The organism is Chromatiales bacterium (assembly GCA_014762505.1).
GTDB lineage: Bacteria > Pseudomonadota > Gammaproteobacteria > SpSt-1174 > SpSt-1174 > SpSt-1174.
Map to the genome: position 1 here is coordinate 1 of JABURS010000019.1, position 13,598 is coordinate 13,598.

At 60.1% G+C, this 13,598-nt stretch carries 15 protein-coding genes; 8 read left to right on the top strand and 7 right to left on the bottom strand.

Annotation, left to right across the window (positions count from 1 at the left end; genetic code table 11):
• Positions 1-160: 160 nt before the first annotated feature.
• The 7 genes from soxB to HUJ28_01675 all read right to left on the bottom strand — a co-directional run bounded on the left by soxB (position 161) and on the right by HUJ28_01675 (position 6,280).
• Positions 161-1,909 carry a thiosulfohydrolase SoxB gene (gene soxB, locus HUJ28_01645; protein ID MBD3618161.1) on the bottom strand — a complete coding sequence of 583 codons (1,749 nt, stop codon included), beginning with the start codon at positions 1,907-1,909 and terminating at the stop codon, positions 161-163.
• Positions 1,910-2,188: 279 nt separating this feature from the next.
• Positions 2,189-3,025 carry a sulfur oxidation c-type cytochrome SoxA gene (gene soxA / locus HUJ28_01650; protein ID MBD3618162.1) on the bottom strand — a complete coding sequence of 279 codons (837 nt, stop codon included), beginning with the start codon at positions 3,023-3,025 and terminating at the stop codon, positions 2,189-2,191.
• Between the two features lie 29 nt (positions 3,026-3,054).
• Positions 3,055-3,366, bottom strand: coding sequence for a thiosulfate oxidation carrier complex protein SoxZ (gene soxZ, locus HUJ28_01655; protein ID MBD3618163.1), 312 nt, complete (start codon positions 3,364-3,366; stop codon positions 3,055-3,057).
• A 25-nt stretch (positions 3,367-3,391) separates the two neighbouring features.
• Entirely contained in the window at positions 3,392-3,859 is a 468-nt protein-coding gene (gene soxY / locus HUJ28_01660) for a thiosulfate oxidation carrier protein SoxY (GenBank protein MBD3618164.1), read from the bottom strand.
• Between the two features lie 28 nt (positions 3,860-3,887).
• On the bottom strand, positions 3,888-4,259 hold the full coding sequence (gene soxX / locus HUJ28_01665) for a sulfur oxidation c-type cytochrome SoxX (GenBank protein MBD3618165.1): 372 nt from the start codon (positions 4,257-4,259) through the stop codon (positions 3,888-3,890).
• A gap of 252 nt (positions 4,260-4,511) precedes the next feature.
• Positions 4,512-5,882: a M48 family metallopeptidase gene (locus HUJ28_01670; GenBank protein MBD3618166.1), complete on the bottom strand. Its 1,371-nt coding sequence runs from the start codon at positions 5,880-5,882 to the stop codon at positions 4,512-4,514.
• Between the two features lie 92 nt (positions 5,883-5,974).
• A complete protein-coding gene (locus tag HUJ28_01675; protein MBD3618167.1) occupies positions 5,975-6,280 on the bottom strand; it encodes a hypothetical protein in 306 nt (101 codons plus the stop codon).
• A gap of 255 nt (positions 6,281-6,535) precedes the next feature.
• On the opposite strand from HUJ28_01675, the gene HUJ28_01680 reads away from it, so the two are divergent.
• The 8 genes from HUJ28_01680 to HUJ28_01715 all read left to right on the top strand — a co-directional run bounded on the left by HUJ28_01680 (position 6,536) and on the right by HUJ28_01715 (position 13,593).
• Complete coding sequence (locus HUJ28_01680; protein MBD3618168.1) at positions 6,536-6,877, top strand: sulfurtransferase; 342 nt, start codon at positions 6,536-6,538, stop codon at positions 6,875-6,877.
• A gap of 537 nt (positions 6,878-7,414) precedes the next feature.
• Positions 7,415-8,089, top strand: a complete 675-nt coding sequence (locus HUJ28_01685; protein ID MBD3618169.1) for a 4Fe-4S dicluster domain-containing protein — start codon at positions 7,415-7,417, stop codon at positions 8,087-8,089.
• Positions 8,090-8,143: 54 nt separating this feature from the next.
• Entirely contained in the window at positions 8,144-9,496 is a 1,353-nt protein-coding gene (locus HUJ28_01690; protein MBD3618170.1) for a heterodisulfide reductase subunit B, read from the top strand.
• Positions 9,496-10,545 carry a CoB--CoM heterodisulfide reductase iron-sulfur subunit A family protein gene (locus HUJ28_01695; GenBank protein ID MBD3618171.1) on the top strand — a complete coding sequence of 350 codons (1,050 nt, stop codon included), beginning with the start codon at positions 9,496-9,498 and terminating at the stop codon, positions 10,543-10,545. The genes HUJ28_01690 and HUJ28_01695 overlap by 1 nt, the downstream gene beginning before the upstream one ends.
• Positions 10,520-11,389, top strand: coding sequence for a hypothetical protein (locus HUJ28_01700; protein ID MBD3618172.1), 870 nt, complete (start codon positions 10,520-10,522; stop codon positions 11,387-11,389). Before HUJ28_01695 ends, HUJ28_01700 begins: the two co-directional genes overlap by 26 nt.
• A 35-nt stretch (positions 11,390-11,424) precedes the next feature.
• Positions 11,425-12,141 carry a 4Fe-4S dicluster domain-containing protein gene (locus HUJ28_01705; GenBank protein MBD3618173.1) on the top strand — a complete coding sequence of 239 codons (717 nt, stop codon included), beginning with the start codon at positions 11,425-11,427 and terminating at the stop codon, positions 12,139-12,141.
• On the top strand, positions 12,134-13,045 hold the full coding sequence (locus HUJ28_01710) for a CoB--CoM heterodisulfide reductase iron-sulfur subunit B family protein (GenBank protein ID MBD3618174.1): 912 nt from the start codon (positions 12,134-12,136) through the stop codon (positions 13,043-13,045). Before HUJ28_01705 ends, HUJ28_01710 begins: the two co-directional genes overlap by 8 nt.
• A 101-nt stretch (positions 13,046-13,146) precedes the next feature.
• Positions 13,147-13,593 (top strand): glycine cleavage system protein H, encoded by a 447-nt coding sequence (locus HUJ28_01715; GenBank protein MBD3618175.1) that lies wholly within the window; start codon positions 13,147-13,149, stop codon positions 13,591-13,593.
• The last annotated feature ends 5 nt before the right edge of the window (positions 13,594-13,598 follow it).

Here is a 13,598-nt window from a genome sequence, read left to right on the forward strand (position 1 = left end):
GAGGCGTGAGGCGTGAGGCGTGAGGCGTGAGGCGTGAGGCGTGAGGCGTGAGGCGTGAGGCGAAAAGTCCTCTGTGCCCTCTGTGGCGCTTTGGTTTTTATTCCCAGCACAAAAAAGCCCCGCACGAGGCGGGGCTTTTTGTGCTCAGGACGGCAGCGGATCAGGCGAGGCCCGGGTTACCTGCCATGCCCTTGATCACCGGCTCGTTGAGCTCCAGGGACTTGATGGTGCCCTGGTTGCGCAGGTAGTCGGAGACCACGTCCCAGATCGGGATGCCGGTATCGCCGGCCGGCACTTCCTGCACGCTCGCCCAGCCAGCGACCACGTAGGTCTTGCTCGGGTCGATGGCCTTGCCGTTCAGGCTCATCTCGGAGATGCGGTTGCCGATCTGTGCGCTCGGGTCGATGGCGTATTTCAGGCCGCCAACGCGCACCATGTCGCCACCCTGCTGGTAGTAGGGGTCTTCATTGAAGATGTTGTCGGCCACGTCCTCGAGAATGGTCTTGATCATCTCGCCGCTCATTTCGTTGCGGGTGACGTTCGGGTAGGTGAGGCCGGTCTGCGTCATCACGTGCTCATAGGTGATGGTGTCGCCCGGCAGCACGCTCACGCCCCAGCGCACGCCCGGGGAGAAGGCAATTTCGGCGTCCTGGACCTCCATCAGGGCGTCGCAGATGAGCTGGTCGAAGGTGCCGTTGAAGTTGCCGCGGCGGTACAGCAGTTCCTCGGTGACGGCCAGTTCCTCGTTGAGGCGGTCGAGGTAGGGCGCGCGCACCTTCTCGATGTAGTCGGCCATTTCCTTGTCGGGTTCGATGAGGTTGGCGAACACCGGCAGCAGGTGATAGCGGTAGTCGACGATCTTGCCGTTGCGCACGTCGAAGTCCATGACACCGAGGAACTTGGTGTTGGAGCCGGCGTTGGTGACCAGGGTCATGCCGCCCGGGTTCTTCACTTCCACGGCCTTCGGCACGGCGTCATGGGTATGACCGCCGAAGATGGCGTCGATGCCGGAGACGCGGCTGGCCATCTTGAGGTCCACGTCCATGCCGTTGTGCGAGATCACCACCACGACCTGGGCGCCTTCCGCACGGGCCTGGTCCACGACCTGCTGCATGGCGTCGTCGCGGATGCCGAAGGACCAGTCGGGGATCATGTGGCTCGGGTTGGCGATCGGCGTGTAGGGGAAGGCCTGGCCGATGATGGCGACCGGCACACCGTTCATTTCTTTCATGACGTAGGGCTTGAAGACGCGCTCGCCCCAGTCGTTGTCGACCACGTTCTGGGCAACGAAGTCGATGTGGCCGGCGAAGTCGTTCTCGATGACTTCAACCACGCGGTCGGCACCGAAGGTCATCTCCCAGTGCGGGGTCATGATATCGACGCCGAGCAGCTTCTGCGCGTCGACCATGTCCTGGGCATTGGTCCACAGCGAGGTGCCGGAACCCTGCCAGGTATCGCCCCCGTCGAGCATGAGCGCGCCCGGGCGCGCGGCCTTGAGGTTCTTGACCAGGGTGCGCATGTGGGCGAAGCCGCCGATTTTGCCGTATTTCTGTGCAAGGTCTGCGAAGTCGATATAGGTGAAGGCATGGGCCTCACGGGTACCGGGCTGGATGCCGTAGTGCTTGAGGAAGGCGTCCCCCACCAGGTGGGGCGGGTTGCCCTTCATGCTGCCGATGCCCAGGTTGATGCTCGGCTCACGGAAATAGACGGGCAGCAGCTGCGCGTGGCAGTCGGTGTAATGCAGGAAGGAGACATTGCCGAAGGGCGGGATGTCGTAGGGATTGCTCTGCATCTGCTTGCCGGCCGTGCCCGGCGCAGCGTTCTTGTCCGTATCACAGCCTGTCAGATGAAAGCCCGCGGCGCTGGCGGCGGCCATCATCTGGAGAAATTCGCGACGAGATAAGCTCATGTCATCCTCCGAGGAACCGTAGTCGAGTGATCGAATTGGGTGTCGCAACGAAAACCGGTAGGTTTTTCTTTGTTCCGGGTCTTGTGCCCTGTTGGGCAAGGTTACCGTAATCAGATGCCGCGCGTCATGTATTTATTTCAAGGAAACTCGTTATAAATCATGATATTGCATTGTGCACCCCCGGTGGTTGCAGAATGCAATCGGCAGGCATGGGCCCGGAAATGAAAAAGCCCGGGATGCCCCGGGCTTTTTCTTCAGGTCTTGAAGCGGTCGGGTCGCTTACTTGCGCGCGCCCGGACCGTTCATTTCGATGCCGTTGCTCATGTAGGTGTGGAAGTACTCGAGCGCACGGTATTCCTCGCTCTGCGAGCCGAACTTCTTGGCACGGACCTGCTCGTTGCAGCCGCCGTAACGACGCTGGATGGTACCCAGGCCGCCCCACTTGGCGCGATACACCGGGAAGTGCGACACCTGACCCAGGGCGGGGCTCAGGATGTCCGCACGCACGCGGTTGCCGGCGTTGTACACGTGGCAGTCGGCGCAGGACATGTTCAGCTGGCCGCGCTTGGCGTAGAAGTGCTGCTTGCCACGCTCGTACCAGGCCTGGGCATCCGGGTCGTTGGGAACCTTGACGTCGATCTTGGCGCCGCGCGAGGTGTAGGCCATGTAGGCAGACAGATCGGCGATGGCGCCCTTGCTGTAGCCGAGCGGCTTTTCACCGTTCTGCACGCGGCACTCGTTGATCTCCTGCTCCAGGGTCTTCACCTGCTTGGTCTTGGCGTCCCAGTAGGGATAGTGCTGCTTGATGCCCTTGCCGCCGTTCTTGAAGCAATCCGCATAGGTCTTGCCGTTGGCGAACGGGGTGTTGAACATCTCTTCGCCCTTGGAGATGTTGAGCTCATAGGGCGGGAACTCCTCGATGGCTTCCCACTGTTCGCGGGAACCGGCATCGACGGCGTACACGCCGTTGGCGAAGTCCTGGAAGGGAACGCTCGGGAACCGGTCCTTGAAGTAGGCGCGGAATTCCTTCAGATCCTGTTCGGGGGTGGCCTGCGAGGCAATCGGCGCCATACCGAAGGCGACGATCGCTGCTGCCACAGCGAAGATTTTTTTCATTGTCTCTCTCCTCCAGATGTACCGATGGATTAGCCGATCTTGGTCTCGACCGAGTCGGACTTGCCCTCGTTGTCGACCCAGCTGATCTTCAGGGTGTCACCCTTGTTGCCGCCGGAAAACTTGAACGACAGGTAGGGGTTCTTGGAGATGGCCGGACCCCACAGGGCGGTGAGCACGTTGCTGCCGTTGTGCTCGGCATTCACTTCCTGGATGAAGTGGGCCGGGATCATCTTGCCGGTCTTGCTGTCCTTGCGCTGACCGGTTTCCATCGGATGGCTGATCAGGCACTTGACGGTGGTGCTGCCACCCTGTGCGTTCGCGCGAACCTTGATAGAAGACATTAGTTATACCTCTCTCCGAATTCGTTTAGCCGCCGCAGCCGCCGATGGTGACCTTGACTTCCTTGGTGGCGTTGTAGAGCTTGCCATCCGCCTTGACGACCGCGATGACGTCGGACGTCTTGCCCATCTTGATGCGGGTGGAGACGAAGCCCTCGGTGTTGCCACCGAGCATGTAGCTGGAGGTCAGGGGGTTGGCGTTCTCCTTGGCGAAGATGCTGATGGACTCGACGCCGGAGATGCTGGTGGAGACGGTGACCGGCACGACGGCGCCGGTTTCGGCGATGTCCGGGGCCTTGATGGAGATGGCGCCTGCGCGGGCGCTGGTGCCGCCCACGGTGGCCTGCATGGCGTCATCCATGCTCTTGGCCTCGAAGGCGTCCTTCGGCCAGGCGGCCATGACGGCGCGCGGAGTCAGCAGGCCGGCACTCACGGCCCTGCCGACGGTGCCGGCAGCCAGGGTACCCTTGAGGAAAGTTCTGCGTTTCATGCTCATGTGTATTCGCTCCAGTAAATCCCGTGCATTACAGGGTGTGGATGTATTCCACGACCTTGTCGATTTCGTCCTCGGTCAGGATGCGGTGCGCGCCGAAGGGGGGCATGATGGTGTTCGGGTTGGCGCGACGGGCATCCCAGATCTGTGCGCGCAGCACGGCCTTGTCGGGGAAGCGGGCCTTCATCGCCACCAGCGGCGGGCCGATATTGCCCGGCAGGTCCCCACCTTCAATGGCGTGGCAGGCCAGGCAGTTGCCCTTGCGGCGGTCGAAGGAAATCTTCTTGCCTTCCTCGATGACGGCAGCATCGGCTGCAGCAGCAGTCACCGGCACAAAAGCAAGCGTGCCGAGGATCGCGGCAACCGAAGCGACGCCCGAGATGAACTTTGCGGGGTTCCGCATGTGGTACCTCCTCACTTGGTTATTTCCAGTCTCGTCGGTTTTTCTTATATGAAGATCCATCTTCACTCACGAACCCTGAACCAGTAGCTAAAGCATGGTGCGGTTAGCATTCGTTAGCGATATAGCATACAGATCAGATGGGCGTTCGCAACAAAAAGTTAAGCTTTGGAATTTCGTGAAACGCTAATATACGTGTACGAATCGTCTGCTGCGCAAGCAGCATTACAAGGGGGGATGCACCACGGTGTGATTTTATTTCGTCGGGTTCAGTGCGCGCAGTTTCGAGCGGATGCGCGCCTCCGACGTACTGTCGAGGTCGCGTGCATCGAGCGCCAGTTCGAGCTGGCGCACGGCCGTGCTTACCTGGCCGTGCGCCAGGTAGTAATCGGCCATGGCCTCGTGGCTGAGCGAGACGAGGTCCTCTGCAGCCGCAGCCTCGGCACGCAGTTTGAGAAAGGCGGGCTCCTCGTGGCCGCTGGCCAGTATGGCCTCGATCTTGCGCCGTGCCTCGGTGGGCTTTCCGTTCGCCATGAGGGCGCGTGCCATGAGCGCGGTCACCGGGGCGTAGCGTGGATAGACGGCGTCCAGCGGCTCCAGGTTGGCGAGTGCATCGTGGGCCTTCGAGGCGCCGAGCTGCGCCTCGGCCAGCAACAGCTGGTAGGGCAGGGTGTCGGGTTTCTCGCGGTTGAGTGTCTGCGCCATCGCCAGGGCCTGGTCGTGGCGACCCGCACGTTGCAGGGCGATGGCCTGGGTGTAGCGTACGCGTGTCGTGCGGGCCGGCATCGGGGTCTCTTCGTATTCGCGCAGCAGGCGTGCCGGGTCGCTGCTCAGTGCGCGCGTCCTGGCCTGGATCAGCTGGAACTCCTCGCTGTCGCTGCGATAGTCACCCTGGTACTGGTCGGCGCGGGCGACGCTGTCGCTGATGCGGGAGGTGGTGACCGGGTGGGTGCTCAGGTATTCCGGGATGGCGTCCGGCGAGGTGAAGTTCAGTCGCTGCAGGCGCTCGAAGAAGGCGGGCATGGCATGCGGGTCGAAGCCGGCACCGGCCAGGGTGATGATGCCGATACGATCGGCCTCCTGCTCGTTCGCCCGGCTGAAATCGAGCTGCTGCTGGGCGCCGGCGGCGATGGAGGAGTACAGGGCCGCCTCTGCCGCCTCGGTGCTGTAGGCGCTGACCAGGATGGCAGCCAGTATGCCGAGCCCTGTGGCGAGGTCGATACGGCCGCTGCCCGCATAGCGCCGGGCGAGGTGACGCTGGGTGACGTGGGCGATTTCGTGCGCGACCACGGCCGCCACCTCGGCCTCGTTGCGTGCCGCGGTCAGCAGGCCGGTATTGATGGCCACCACGCCGCCAGGGGTGGCAAAGGCATTGATGGCAGGGTCCTGGATGACCAGGAAATGAAAATCCGGGTGGGCGTCGGGCCTGGCGGCGACCAGGCGCAGGCCGAGCGAGCGCACGTAGCTGGTGACCTCGGGGTCCTCGATCAGCGGCAGGTTGCGCCGGATCTCCTTGAGGATTTCGCGACCCAGCGCCTGTTCCTGCGCCAGGGTCAGAGCCTGGCTGGCCGGGTCGCCGATGTCGGGGAGTTCGATGTCCGAGGAGAAGGCGGGCAGGGGCGGCAGCCCCAGGCACACACAAAGCAACAGGGCCAGTGCCGCGCGTAGGCGGCCTCTGGCCCTGTTGCTGATGCGGGACGGAGTCAAGTGTCCCGTAATTACTTGCCCAGCCCGGGGTGGGAGGTGTAGGTGTGCATCACGTCCCGGTCCTTCCAGTTCTTCTCTTCCAGTACCACTTCCGGGAGCTTGAACTGGTGGTAGTTGGCGACCTGGATGGTCTTGACGATCTTGACGACGTCCTCGTACTTCAGCTTGTGCAGCAGGCTGGACTTGTCGGTGTTGCGCGCGATCATGTACTCGTCGTAGAGGCGGTAGACATAGAAGTTGCCCGGACGCAGCTTGCCGCTGCTGTCCTTGTAGGTCACCACGTACTTCGTGTTTACGGCGAAATCGTTCTTGGTCAAGGGATTGCTCCTCAGGATCGTTGGCCTAACGGGAAACCTGAAACATAACTGCGCAAGTTATCATGCCTGTGCGCGGGCTGACAATTCCGAATTCCCCGGGGTTCCGGCGGCCCTTGGGCACACCATATATATCGTGTTGAGAATCATTCTCGAAATCGCTGGTCCTGCTCCGCGGACAAGGCTTGACGTCTGCGGAGTCGGGCTAGCAGAATATCCTGATTTGCTAATAAATTCACCTCCGGGTGCAGGGTTACTATGTTCGGTTTCAACGAGATCGATGTCGCCACGCTGGAGCAGTGGCGCACCCAGGGCGAGGCGTTCCGCCTGATTGACGTGCGTACGCCGGCGGAGATCGCGCGCGGGGGCATCGGGGGTGCCGAGCCCCTGCCGCTGCATCTGATTCCCCTGCGGCTGTCCGAGCTGACAGGGGCCGACGGCAAGCTTGTGTTCTATTGCCAGAGTGGTGCCCGTTCCGCGCAGGCCTGCGCCTTTCTCGCGCAGCATGGGGTCTCGGAGGTATACAACCTGCAGGGCGGCATCATGGCCTGGGCAGGCAGTGGGCGACCCCTCGCGGAACTCCCCCTTGAAGGCGTCTGAACGGGATTTTGTGAAAATGATCAAGTCTTGCGTTTTGCAATGGCTTGGCATATAAGGTGCGAACTTTTTTTCAGGGCCATCCCCGGTACAGTGATTCGCGTGTAGCAATGACTCTTGCCCGTCACGAACAATCCGCTGTTTTTTCGCACCGCCAGCTGGCGGTGGCGCTGCCGTGGCTCGATGCCTGGATCTGTGGCGGGCATGGTCAGTGCGGCTCCCGCGGGTGAAATGATTTTCGAGAAGTCTTGGTGTCTGACAGATGCCAGGACTTTTTTATTGGCCGTAATCCTGCCGTTTCGGAGTGCCGGTGATCCCGCGCCCGGAGTGGTGTTTCGGGCCGCGTTAGCGGCTTCCCCCGGGAGATCCCGGGCGAGGCAAACTCTCATGCATGGATAACATCGGTTTCCATGCGGTAATTGGTTGAGGTTCAGAACTTTCGTGTATACTCTGGCAAACTCGAAAAGTTGAGCTTTTTGCTAGGGTTTACCGAGCTAAGGACCACTCGAACGAGGTGCATCTATGGCGACTTATGCTGAAATGCAGCAGATCTACGACGACATTCGTGGTGATTTCCGTTACGACCACGAACTGAACGGCTGCCTGAACTGCGGTATCTGCACGGCGACCTGTCCGTCTGCCCAGTTCTACGATTACAGCCCGCGTGAAATCGTTCAGCTTCTGTGGACCGAAAACGTCGAGCAGATCTACGATGCGATGCAGGAAAAGATCTGGGCCTGCGCCCAGTGCATGACCTGTGCGGCGCGTTGCCCCTTCAAGAATTCCCCCGGTGGTCTCGTCGCCATCATGCGCGAGGTCGCCATCAAGCATGAAATGCAGTCCGCCAAGGATGTGCTGCGTCCCTTCGGGCGCGTCATGCTCAAGCTGATCACGACCGGCAACCAGCTGTCTCCGGACATGATCCAGCCCGACCACTTCCCCGACTGGGGTCCCAACATCCAGAAGGTGGAGGGTGATCTGAACATCCTGCGCAAGGCGATCCCGGTCAAGACCCTGCAGACCGTGGAAACCGCGTGGGAAGTGTCGCTCAAGACTTCCGTCGAAATGTATACCATCTGGGAGATGACCGGCGTCCTCGACGCACTCGAACTGATGGATGAAAACCTCTTCGACGTTATCGAAGACTTCATCGACGAAAAGCGTGAAGACTACGAGGACTGGCTCGAAGAGCAGGAAGAGGACGACGACGATTAATCGGGTTCGGTTGTTCGCTAGCGACTGCTGAACAAGACAACGAGGAGACTCATTATGAATCCCACAGATCAGACTCCGGAAAACGAAGGTCAGGGTATTGCCGGTCACGGTTCCTTCTTCCAGGAAACCGACCTTTCCCGTGAAGACGCCATTCGTGCTACCGACTGGGTGCGCAAGCACGTCGACCGCCGCACCATCGATCTCGGTGATCGCATGGACGACGTCCGCGAGCACATGTACGAGCTCGAAAAGGAAGGCGAAATCATCATTCACCGCATTGGTGACGAGCACGACCCGAAGATGGTGAAGACGCTGTTCGGCTGGGACAAGAAGATCCCGACCCGTCAGCTGTGGCACCACAAGTCCTGCGGCCAGTGCGGCAACATCCCGGGCTACCCGACCTCGCTCATCTGGTTCATGAACGAGTTCGGTTACAAGCCGGGTGTCGACTACCTCGACGAAACCGACCAGACCTCCTGCACCGCCTGGAACTATCACGGTTCCGGTATCGGTAACGTGGAGGCCCTGGCCGCGGTGTTCCTGCGCAACTTCCACCAGGCCTACGTGTCCGGCAAGCAGCACGGCTACGAGCTGGGTCACTTCTTCCCGCTGGTGCATTGCGGTACCTCCTTCGGTAACTACAAGGAAATCCGCAAGTACCTGATCGAGTCCGCCGAGCTGCGCGAAAAGGTCACCAAGATCCTCGGCAAGCTGGGTCGCCTGGTCGACGGCAAGCTGGTCATCCCGGAAGAAATCATCCACTACTCCGAGTGGGTGCACGTGATGCGCAACCGCATCGCTTCCGAGCTGCAGAAGATCGACGTCTCCCACATCCGCGCCACTGCGCACGTTGCCTGCCATTACTACAAGATGGTGCACGAGGATGCGGTCTATGATCCGACCGTTCTGGGTGGCAACCGTACCGCCATCATCACCTCCACCGCCCAGGCCCTGGGTGCGCAGGTGATCGATTACTCCACCTGGTACGACTGCTGCGGTTTCGGTTTCCGTCACATCATCTCCGAGCGCGAGTTCACCCGTTCCTTCACCATGGATCGCAAGATTCGTGTGGCGCGCGAAGAAGCCAATGCCGATGTGATGCTGGCCAACGACACCGGTTGTGTCACCACCATGGACAAGAACCAGTGGATCGGTAAGGCGCACGGTCAGAACTTCCAGATTCCGATCATGGCTGAAGTGCAGTTCGCGGCCTTGGCTTGCGGCGCCGATCCGTTTAAGATCGTGCAGCTTCAGTGGCACGCCTCTCCCTGCGAAGATCTCGTCGAAAAGATGGGTATGAGCTGGAGTGAGGCCAAGAAAAACTTCCAGGAATATCTGAAGGAAGTTGAGGCAGGTAACATTGAGTACCTGTACAATCCCGAACTTGCTTATGGGGGTAAGGCTTAATGCAGGATACAGTGCTTGTTGTCGGCGCGGGCCCCGCGGGTCTGTCGGCCGCATCCAGCGTTACCGCAGCTGGTTTCAAGGTGGTGATGGTCGAGAAGGAAGAAGTGCTCGGCGGTGCCCCGATTCTGTCGGGTTACGCCAAGCTGGTTCCTTCCGGTGAATGGGCGAAGGACGCCATCGGTCGCATGGTCAGCCGTGTGGAAACCGACGGTAGCGTCACCGTTCACAAGAACACCAAGGTCACCCAGCTGGAAGGTGAGGCTGGCAACTACACCGCCACGCTGAGCAATGGTGAGAAGGTCGGTGCGGGCGCTATCGTCCTGGCTACCGGCTTTACCCACTTCGACTCCATCAACAAGCCGGAATGGGGCTTCGGTACGTACGAAGACGTGCTGACCACCACCCAGATGGAGCAGATGGTTGCCAGCGGCAAGATTGCCTGCCCGTCCGACGGCCGTGTGCCGGAGCGTGTGGCGATCCTGCTCTGCGTCGGCTCCCGTGACCGCCAGATCGGTCGTGAATGGTGCTCCAAGATCTGCTGCACCGTTTCCGCCAACCTGGCCATGGAAATCAAGGAAATCTCGCCGCAGACGGACGTGTTCATCTACTACATGGACATCCGCACCTTCGGTCTGTACGAAGACAAGTTCTACTGGAAGTCCCAGGAAGAATTCAAGACCAAATTCGTGAAGGCACGTATCGCGGAAGTGACCCAGGGTCCGGATGGTCGTCTGCTGGTCAAGGGTGAAGACACCCTGGTCAAGCGTCCGATCATCATTCCGTTCGATATCGTGGTGCATGCCATCGGCATGGATCCGAACGAGGACAACCCGGAAATCTCCAAGATCTTCGGCGTCGGTCTCGAGAAGCATGGCTTCATCGAGCGTGCTGAGCACTACACCAATACCTGTGGCACTACCCGTAAGGGTATCTACTCCTGTGGTGCGGCCTACGGTCCGGAAACGATCGATGACGCAATTTCCCAGGGTGCTGCCGCCGGTTCGCGTGCAGTTGCGGATCTGAATGCTCTGGTTCGGAAAGCAGGCTAAATCTTCGGGTGGCGGGGGTGATGGCGATGCCATCGTCCCCGGCCAGCTCGAAGTAACCTTCGATAAGGATATCGCGGGCAGTAAGCTGGATGATCTGTTGAAGCTCACCAGTGAGCGCAACAGTACGCTGGAAGTCTTTACCGAGGCCCTGGGTCTCAAGCGTGAGATGTTCCAGCGTCTCCTGCCGCCCGAAAAAACGGAAGCCGCTTTTAGCCGCGACGGTTTCAATGCCGTGCTGGAAACAGTGTTTCCGGCACGGCGCAAGCTCGGTGAGACCTTCGCCGCGCTCAGTGACGACGAACTGCAGTATGCGGTTCTGACACTAGTATATGGCGAAGGTGCAATTGGTGACCGTATGGTCGCCTTTTGCGAGCTTGTGCCGAAGGACAAGGAACATCGCAAGGCCAGGCGTGCCATCTGGGATCTCGCCGCCGAGCTGCTGCATTTTCGCGACCCCGACCGCATACCGTTGATGACGCGGTGGGTCTGGGATGTGAATACCAGCACCGGTGCGTTACGCGAGTTCATCCGCGGGAATGACTCCATGGAGACCATTCCCCTGGAACCCAGGCCCGAGACCTTCGAGGGTGCACGCGTCTGGTTTGCCGAGTTTCTCGGTGAGCGCGGTTTTTACCGCGACCTGCCGTTTCTTGTCGATCTGCTGCAGGCGCATGCCTACAGCGATTACGTGAAGGCGATGTCTTCGCGTATCGGCATGATCGACGCGGAGTTTGGAGCAAAGCACGACCCGCTGGAGCTGGTGCTCAAGCTGCTGGGTATCGATGTCCGGACGCGGGACCTCAAAGAGGCCGAGTCCGGTGATCAGCAGCCGACGCTTCATTAAAGAACACGATATTTGATTGATATTCGGAGAAGATCATGGCTATTCATGAGAAGTCACTGATTGAGCCGGAACGCCTCCTTTCGCAAGATTCGTTGGTGGTGGACGGTGTTGACGTGTCCGGGCACTGGAACACGATGATCATGCCGCGCACCCTGCGTGACTACGACGATGACTTCGAAAAGATCATCCAGAAGTACAGTGGGGGTGAAAACGTCCACCGTTGCTGGCAGTGCGGTTCCTGCACCAACTCCTGCACCATGTACGGTCAGAATGTGCAGTTCAATCCGCGTTTCTGGATCTACCTCACCCGTCTGGGTCTGAAAGACGAGATCCTCAAGGACAAGGACATCATCTGGCAGTGCGTCTCGTGCAACAAGTGCACGAACATCTGCCCGAAGGACGTCCGTCCGGAAGGCGTGATGAAGGCGCTGGCCCACTGGATGGAAGACGAGGGCATCACCGAAAAGGCGCCGTCCACCATCTTCGATGAGGAGTTCTGGTCGCAGATCTACAAGACCGGACGCATCGAGGACAGCCACGTGATGATGCACTTCTTCCAGAAGACCAACCAGCCGCTGATCCAGGACTGGCTGAAGGTGTTCGTCATGCGCATGATGAAATACCTGCCGGTCACCCAGCTGATGAAGATGGGGCTGAATCTGGTCTTTACCCCCAAGACCAAGTCCTGGGGCAAGACGGGCGACGTGCTGGCCAACTACGTGCGTGAACAGAAGGAGGCCGCTCATGGCTAAGGTTGCATACTATCCTGGCTGCGCGCTGGAAGGTTCCGGCGGTCCTTACGACAAGTCCACCCGTGTGCTGGTCAAGTCGCTGGGTCTGGAGATGGAGAACCTGCGCGACTACAACTGCTGTGGCGCGATGGAGGTCAAGAACATCCATCCGATGCTGCAGACCTATCTCTCTGCCCGTAACCTGGCCATCGCCAGCGAGCAGATGGGTCTGGATGCCGTGATGGCGCCGTGCAACGGCTGCTACCACAACCTGAAGAAGGCCGAGTACGAGACTGCCACCTCCGAGAAGGCGATGCAGACCGTACAGGATCTGGCCAAGAAGGCCGACGATCCGGTCTACAAGGGTGATGTTCGCACCCTTCATCTCCTGGAATGGCTGATGGAAGAGCTGGGTCCCGAAGGGATCAAGCAGAAGATGAAGAAGAGCCTGAACGGCATCAAGATCGCCAACTACTACGGCTGCATGTACACCCGTCCGCGCCAGATTTTCCCCGAGAAGGATCAGGGCCCGGATTCGGAATCCAGCTACAAGCCGCACTTCATGGATGACCTGCTGGCGGCTGCCGGCGCGGTGAATGTCGAGTTCCCGCTGAAGACGGCCTGCTGTGGCGGTGCCCACACGCTGTCCGATTCGGATACCTCGACCCAGCTGGTGCTGAACATCCTGCAGGCTGCAGAGGAGAGCGGTGCCGAGGTTATCGCGACCGAGTGCCCGACCTGCCATTCAGGTCTGGAGATGCACCAGGTGCGTGCCGAGACCGAATTCGGCATCAAGACCGGCGTGAAGGTGCTTTACTTCACCCAGTTGCTCGGCCTGTCCATGGGCCTGTCCGCGCGCAAGCTGGGCATCCATGAAAACGTCAGTGACTCCATCGGGTTCCTGAAGGACAAGGGCGTCATCTGAGGATGAGAAGCGGGGGCGGGCGCAAGCCCGCTTCCCGCTTTTGCTTTTGTCGCCAAGAATAATTCTCGTTTATTCAGTTTTCCGCTTTGCCGTGGGGTCCCATGGATTGTAACGGTTGCGAATTCCACCCCGAGTTGTTTTACGACGACGAGTTCCAGATCTGGGTCCGTCGTGAGGATGACGACTCGCTGACTGTCGGCATGACGGACATCTCACAGACCATTGCGGGCAAGATCCTGCACGTGCGTGTGCGTCGTCCGGGTACCATGCGCCCGCCGGGCAAGCCGGTGGCCACCATCGAGAGCGGCAAGTGGGCCGGTCCGATCCCGAATTTCATCGAATGCGAGATCGTGGAAGGCAATGCCGAGGTGCTCGAGAACCCCGTGCTGCTCAACAGTGATCCGTACAACGCCTGGATCGCGCGTGTGAACGCGACCGGCGGTGTGGACAAGGCCCTGGAAGTCTTTCTGACGGGGGAAGAGGCACGCAAGGGTTATTGCGAGCGCGCCACGCGTGAAGACATTCACTGCCAGCGCAAGGTCCGGTAACGACA

Excerpts from the sequence above, each read along its gene's own strand:
- HUJ28_01680 (MBD3618168.1), top strand. The coding sequence starts at position 6,536 with ATGTTCGGTTTCAACGAGATCGATGTCGCCACGCTGGAGCAGTGGCGC.
- HUJ28_01705 (MBD3618173.1), top strand. The coding sequence starts at position 11,425 with ATGGCTATTCATGAGAAGTCACTGATTGAGCCGGAACGCCTCCTTTCG.
- soxZ (MBD3618163.1), bottom strand. The coding sequence starts at position 3,366 with ATGTCTTCTATCAAGGTTCGCGCGAACGCACAGGGTGGCAGCACCACC.
- soxX (MBD3618165.1), bottom strand. The coding sequence starts at position 4,259 with ATGCGGAACCCCGCAAAGTTCATCTCGGGCGTCGCTTCGGTTGCCGCG.
- HUJ28_01695 (MBD3618171.1), top strand. The coding sequence starts at position 9,496 with ATGCAGGATACAGTGCTTGTTGTCGGCGCGGGCCCCGCGGGTCTGTCG.
- soxY (MBD3618164.1), bottom strand. The coding sequence starts at position 3,859 with ATGAGCATGAAACGCAGAACTTTCCTCAAGGGTACCCTGGCTGCCGGC.
- HUJ28_01710 (MBD3618174.1), top strand. The coding sequence starts at position 12,134 with ATGGCTAAGGTTGCATACTATCCTGGCTGCGCGCTGGAAGGTTCCGGC.
- HUJ28_01700 (MBD3618172.1), top strand. The coding sequence starts at position 10,520 with ATGCTCTGGTTCGGAAAGCAGGCTAAATCTTCGGGTGGCGGGGGTGAT.
- HUJ28_01685 (MBD3618169.1), top strand. The coding sequence starts at position 7,415 with ATGCAGCAGATCTACGACGACATTCGTGGTGATTTCCGTTACGACCAC.
- HUJ28_01690 (MBD3618170.1), top strand. The coding sequence starts at position 8,144 with ATGAATCCCACAGATCAGACTCCGGAAAACGAAGGTCAGGGTATTGCC.
- HUJ28_01715 (MBD3618175.1), top strand. The coding sequence starts at position 13,147 with ATGGATTGTAACGGTTGCGAATTCCACCCCGAGTTGTTTTACGACGAC.
- soxA (MBD3618162.1), bottom strand. The coding sequence starts at position 3,025 with ATGAAAAAAATCTTCGCTGTGGCAGCAGCGATCGTCGCCTTCGGTATG.
- soxB (MBD3618161.1), bottom strand. The coding sequence starts at position 1,909 with ATGAGCTTATCTCGTCGCGAATTTCTCCAGATGATGGCCGCCGCCAGC.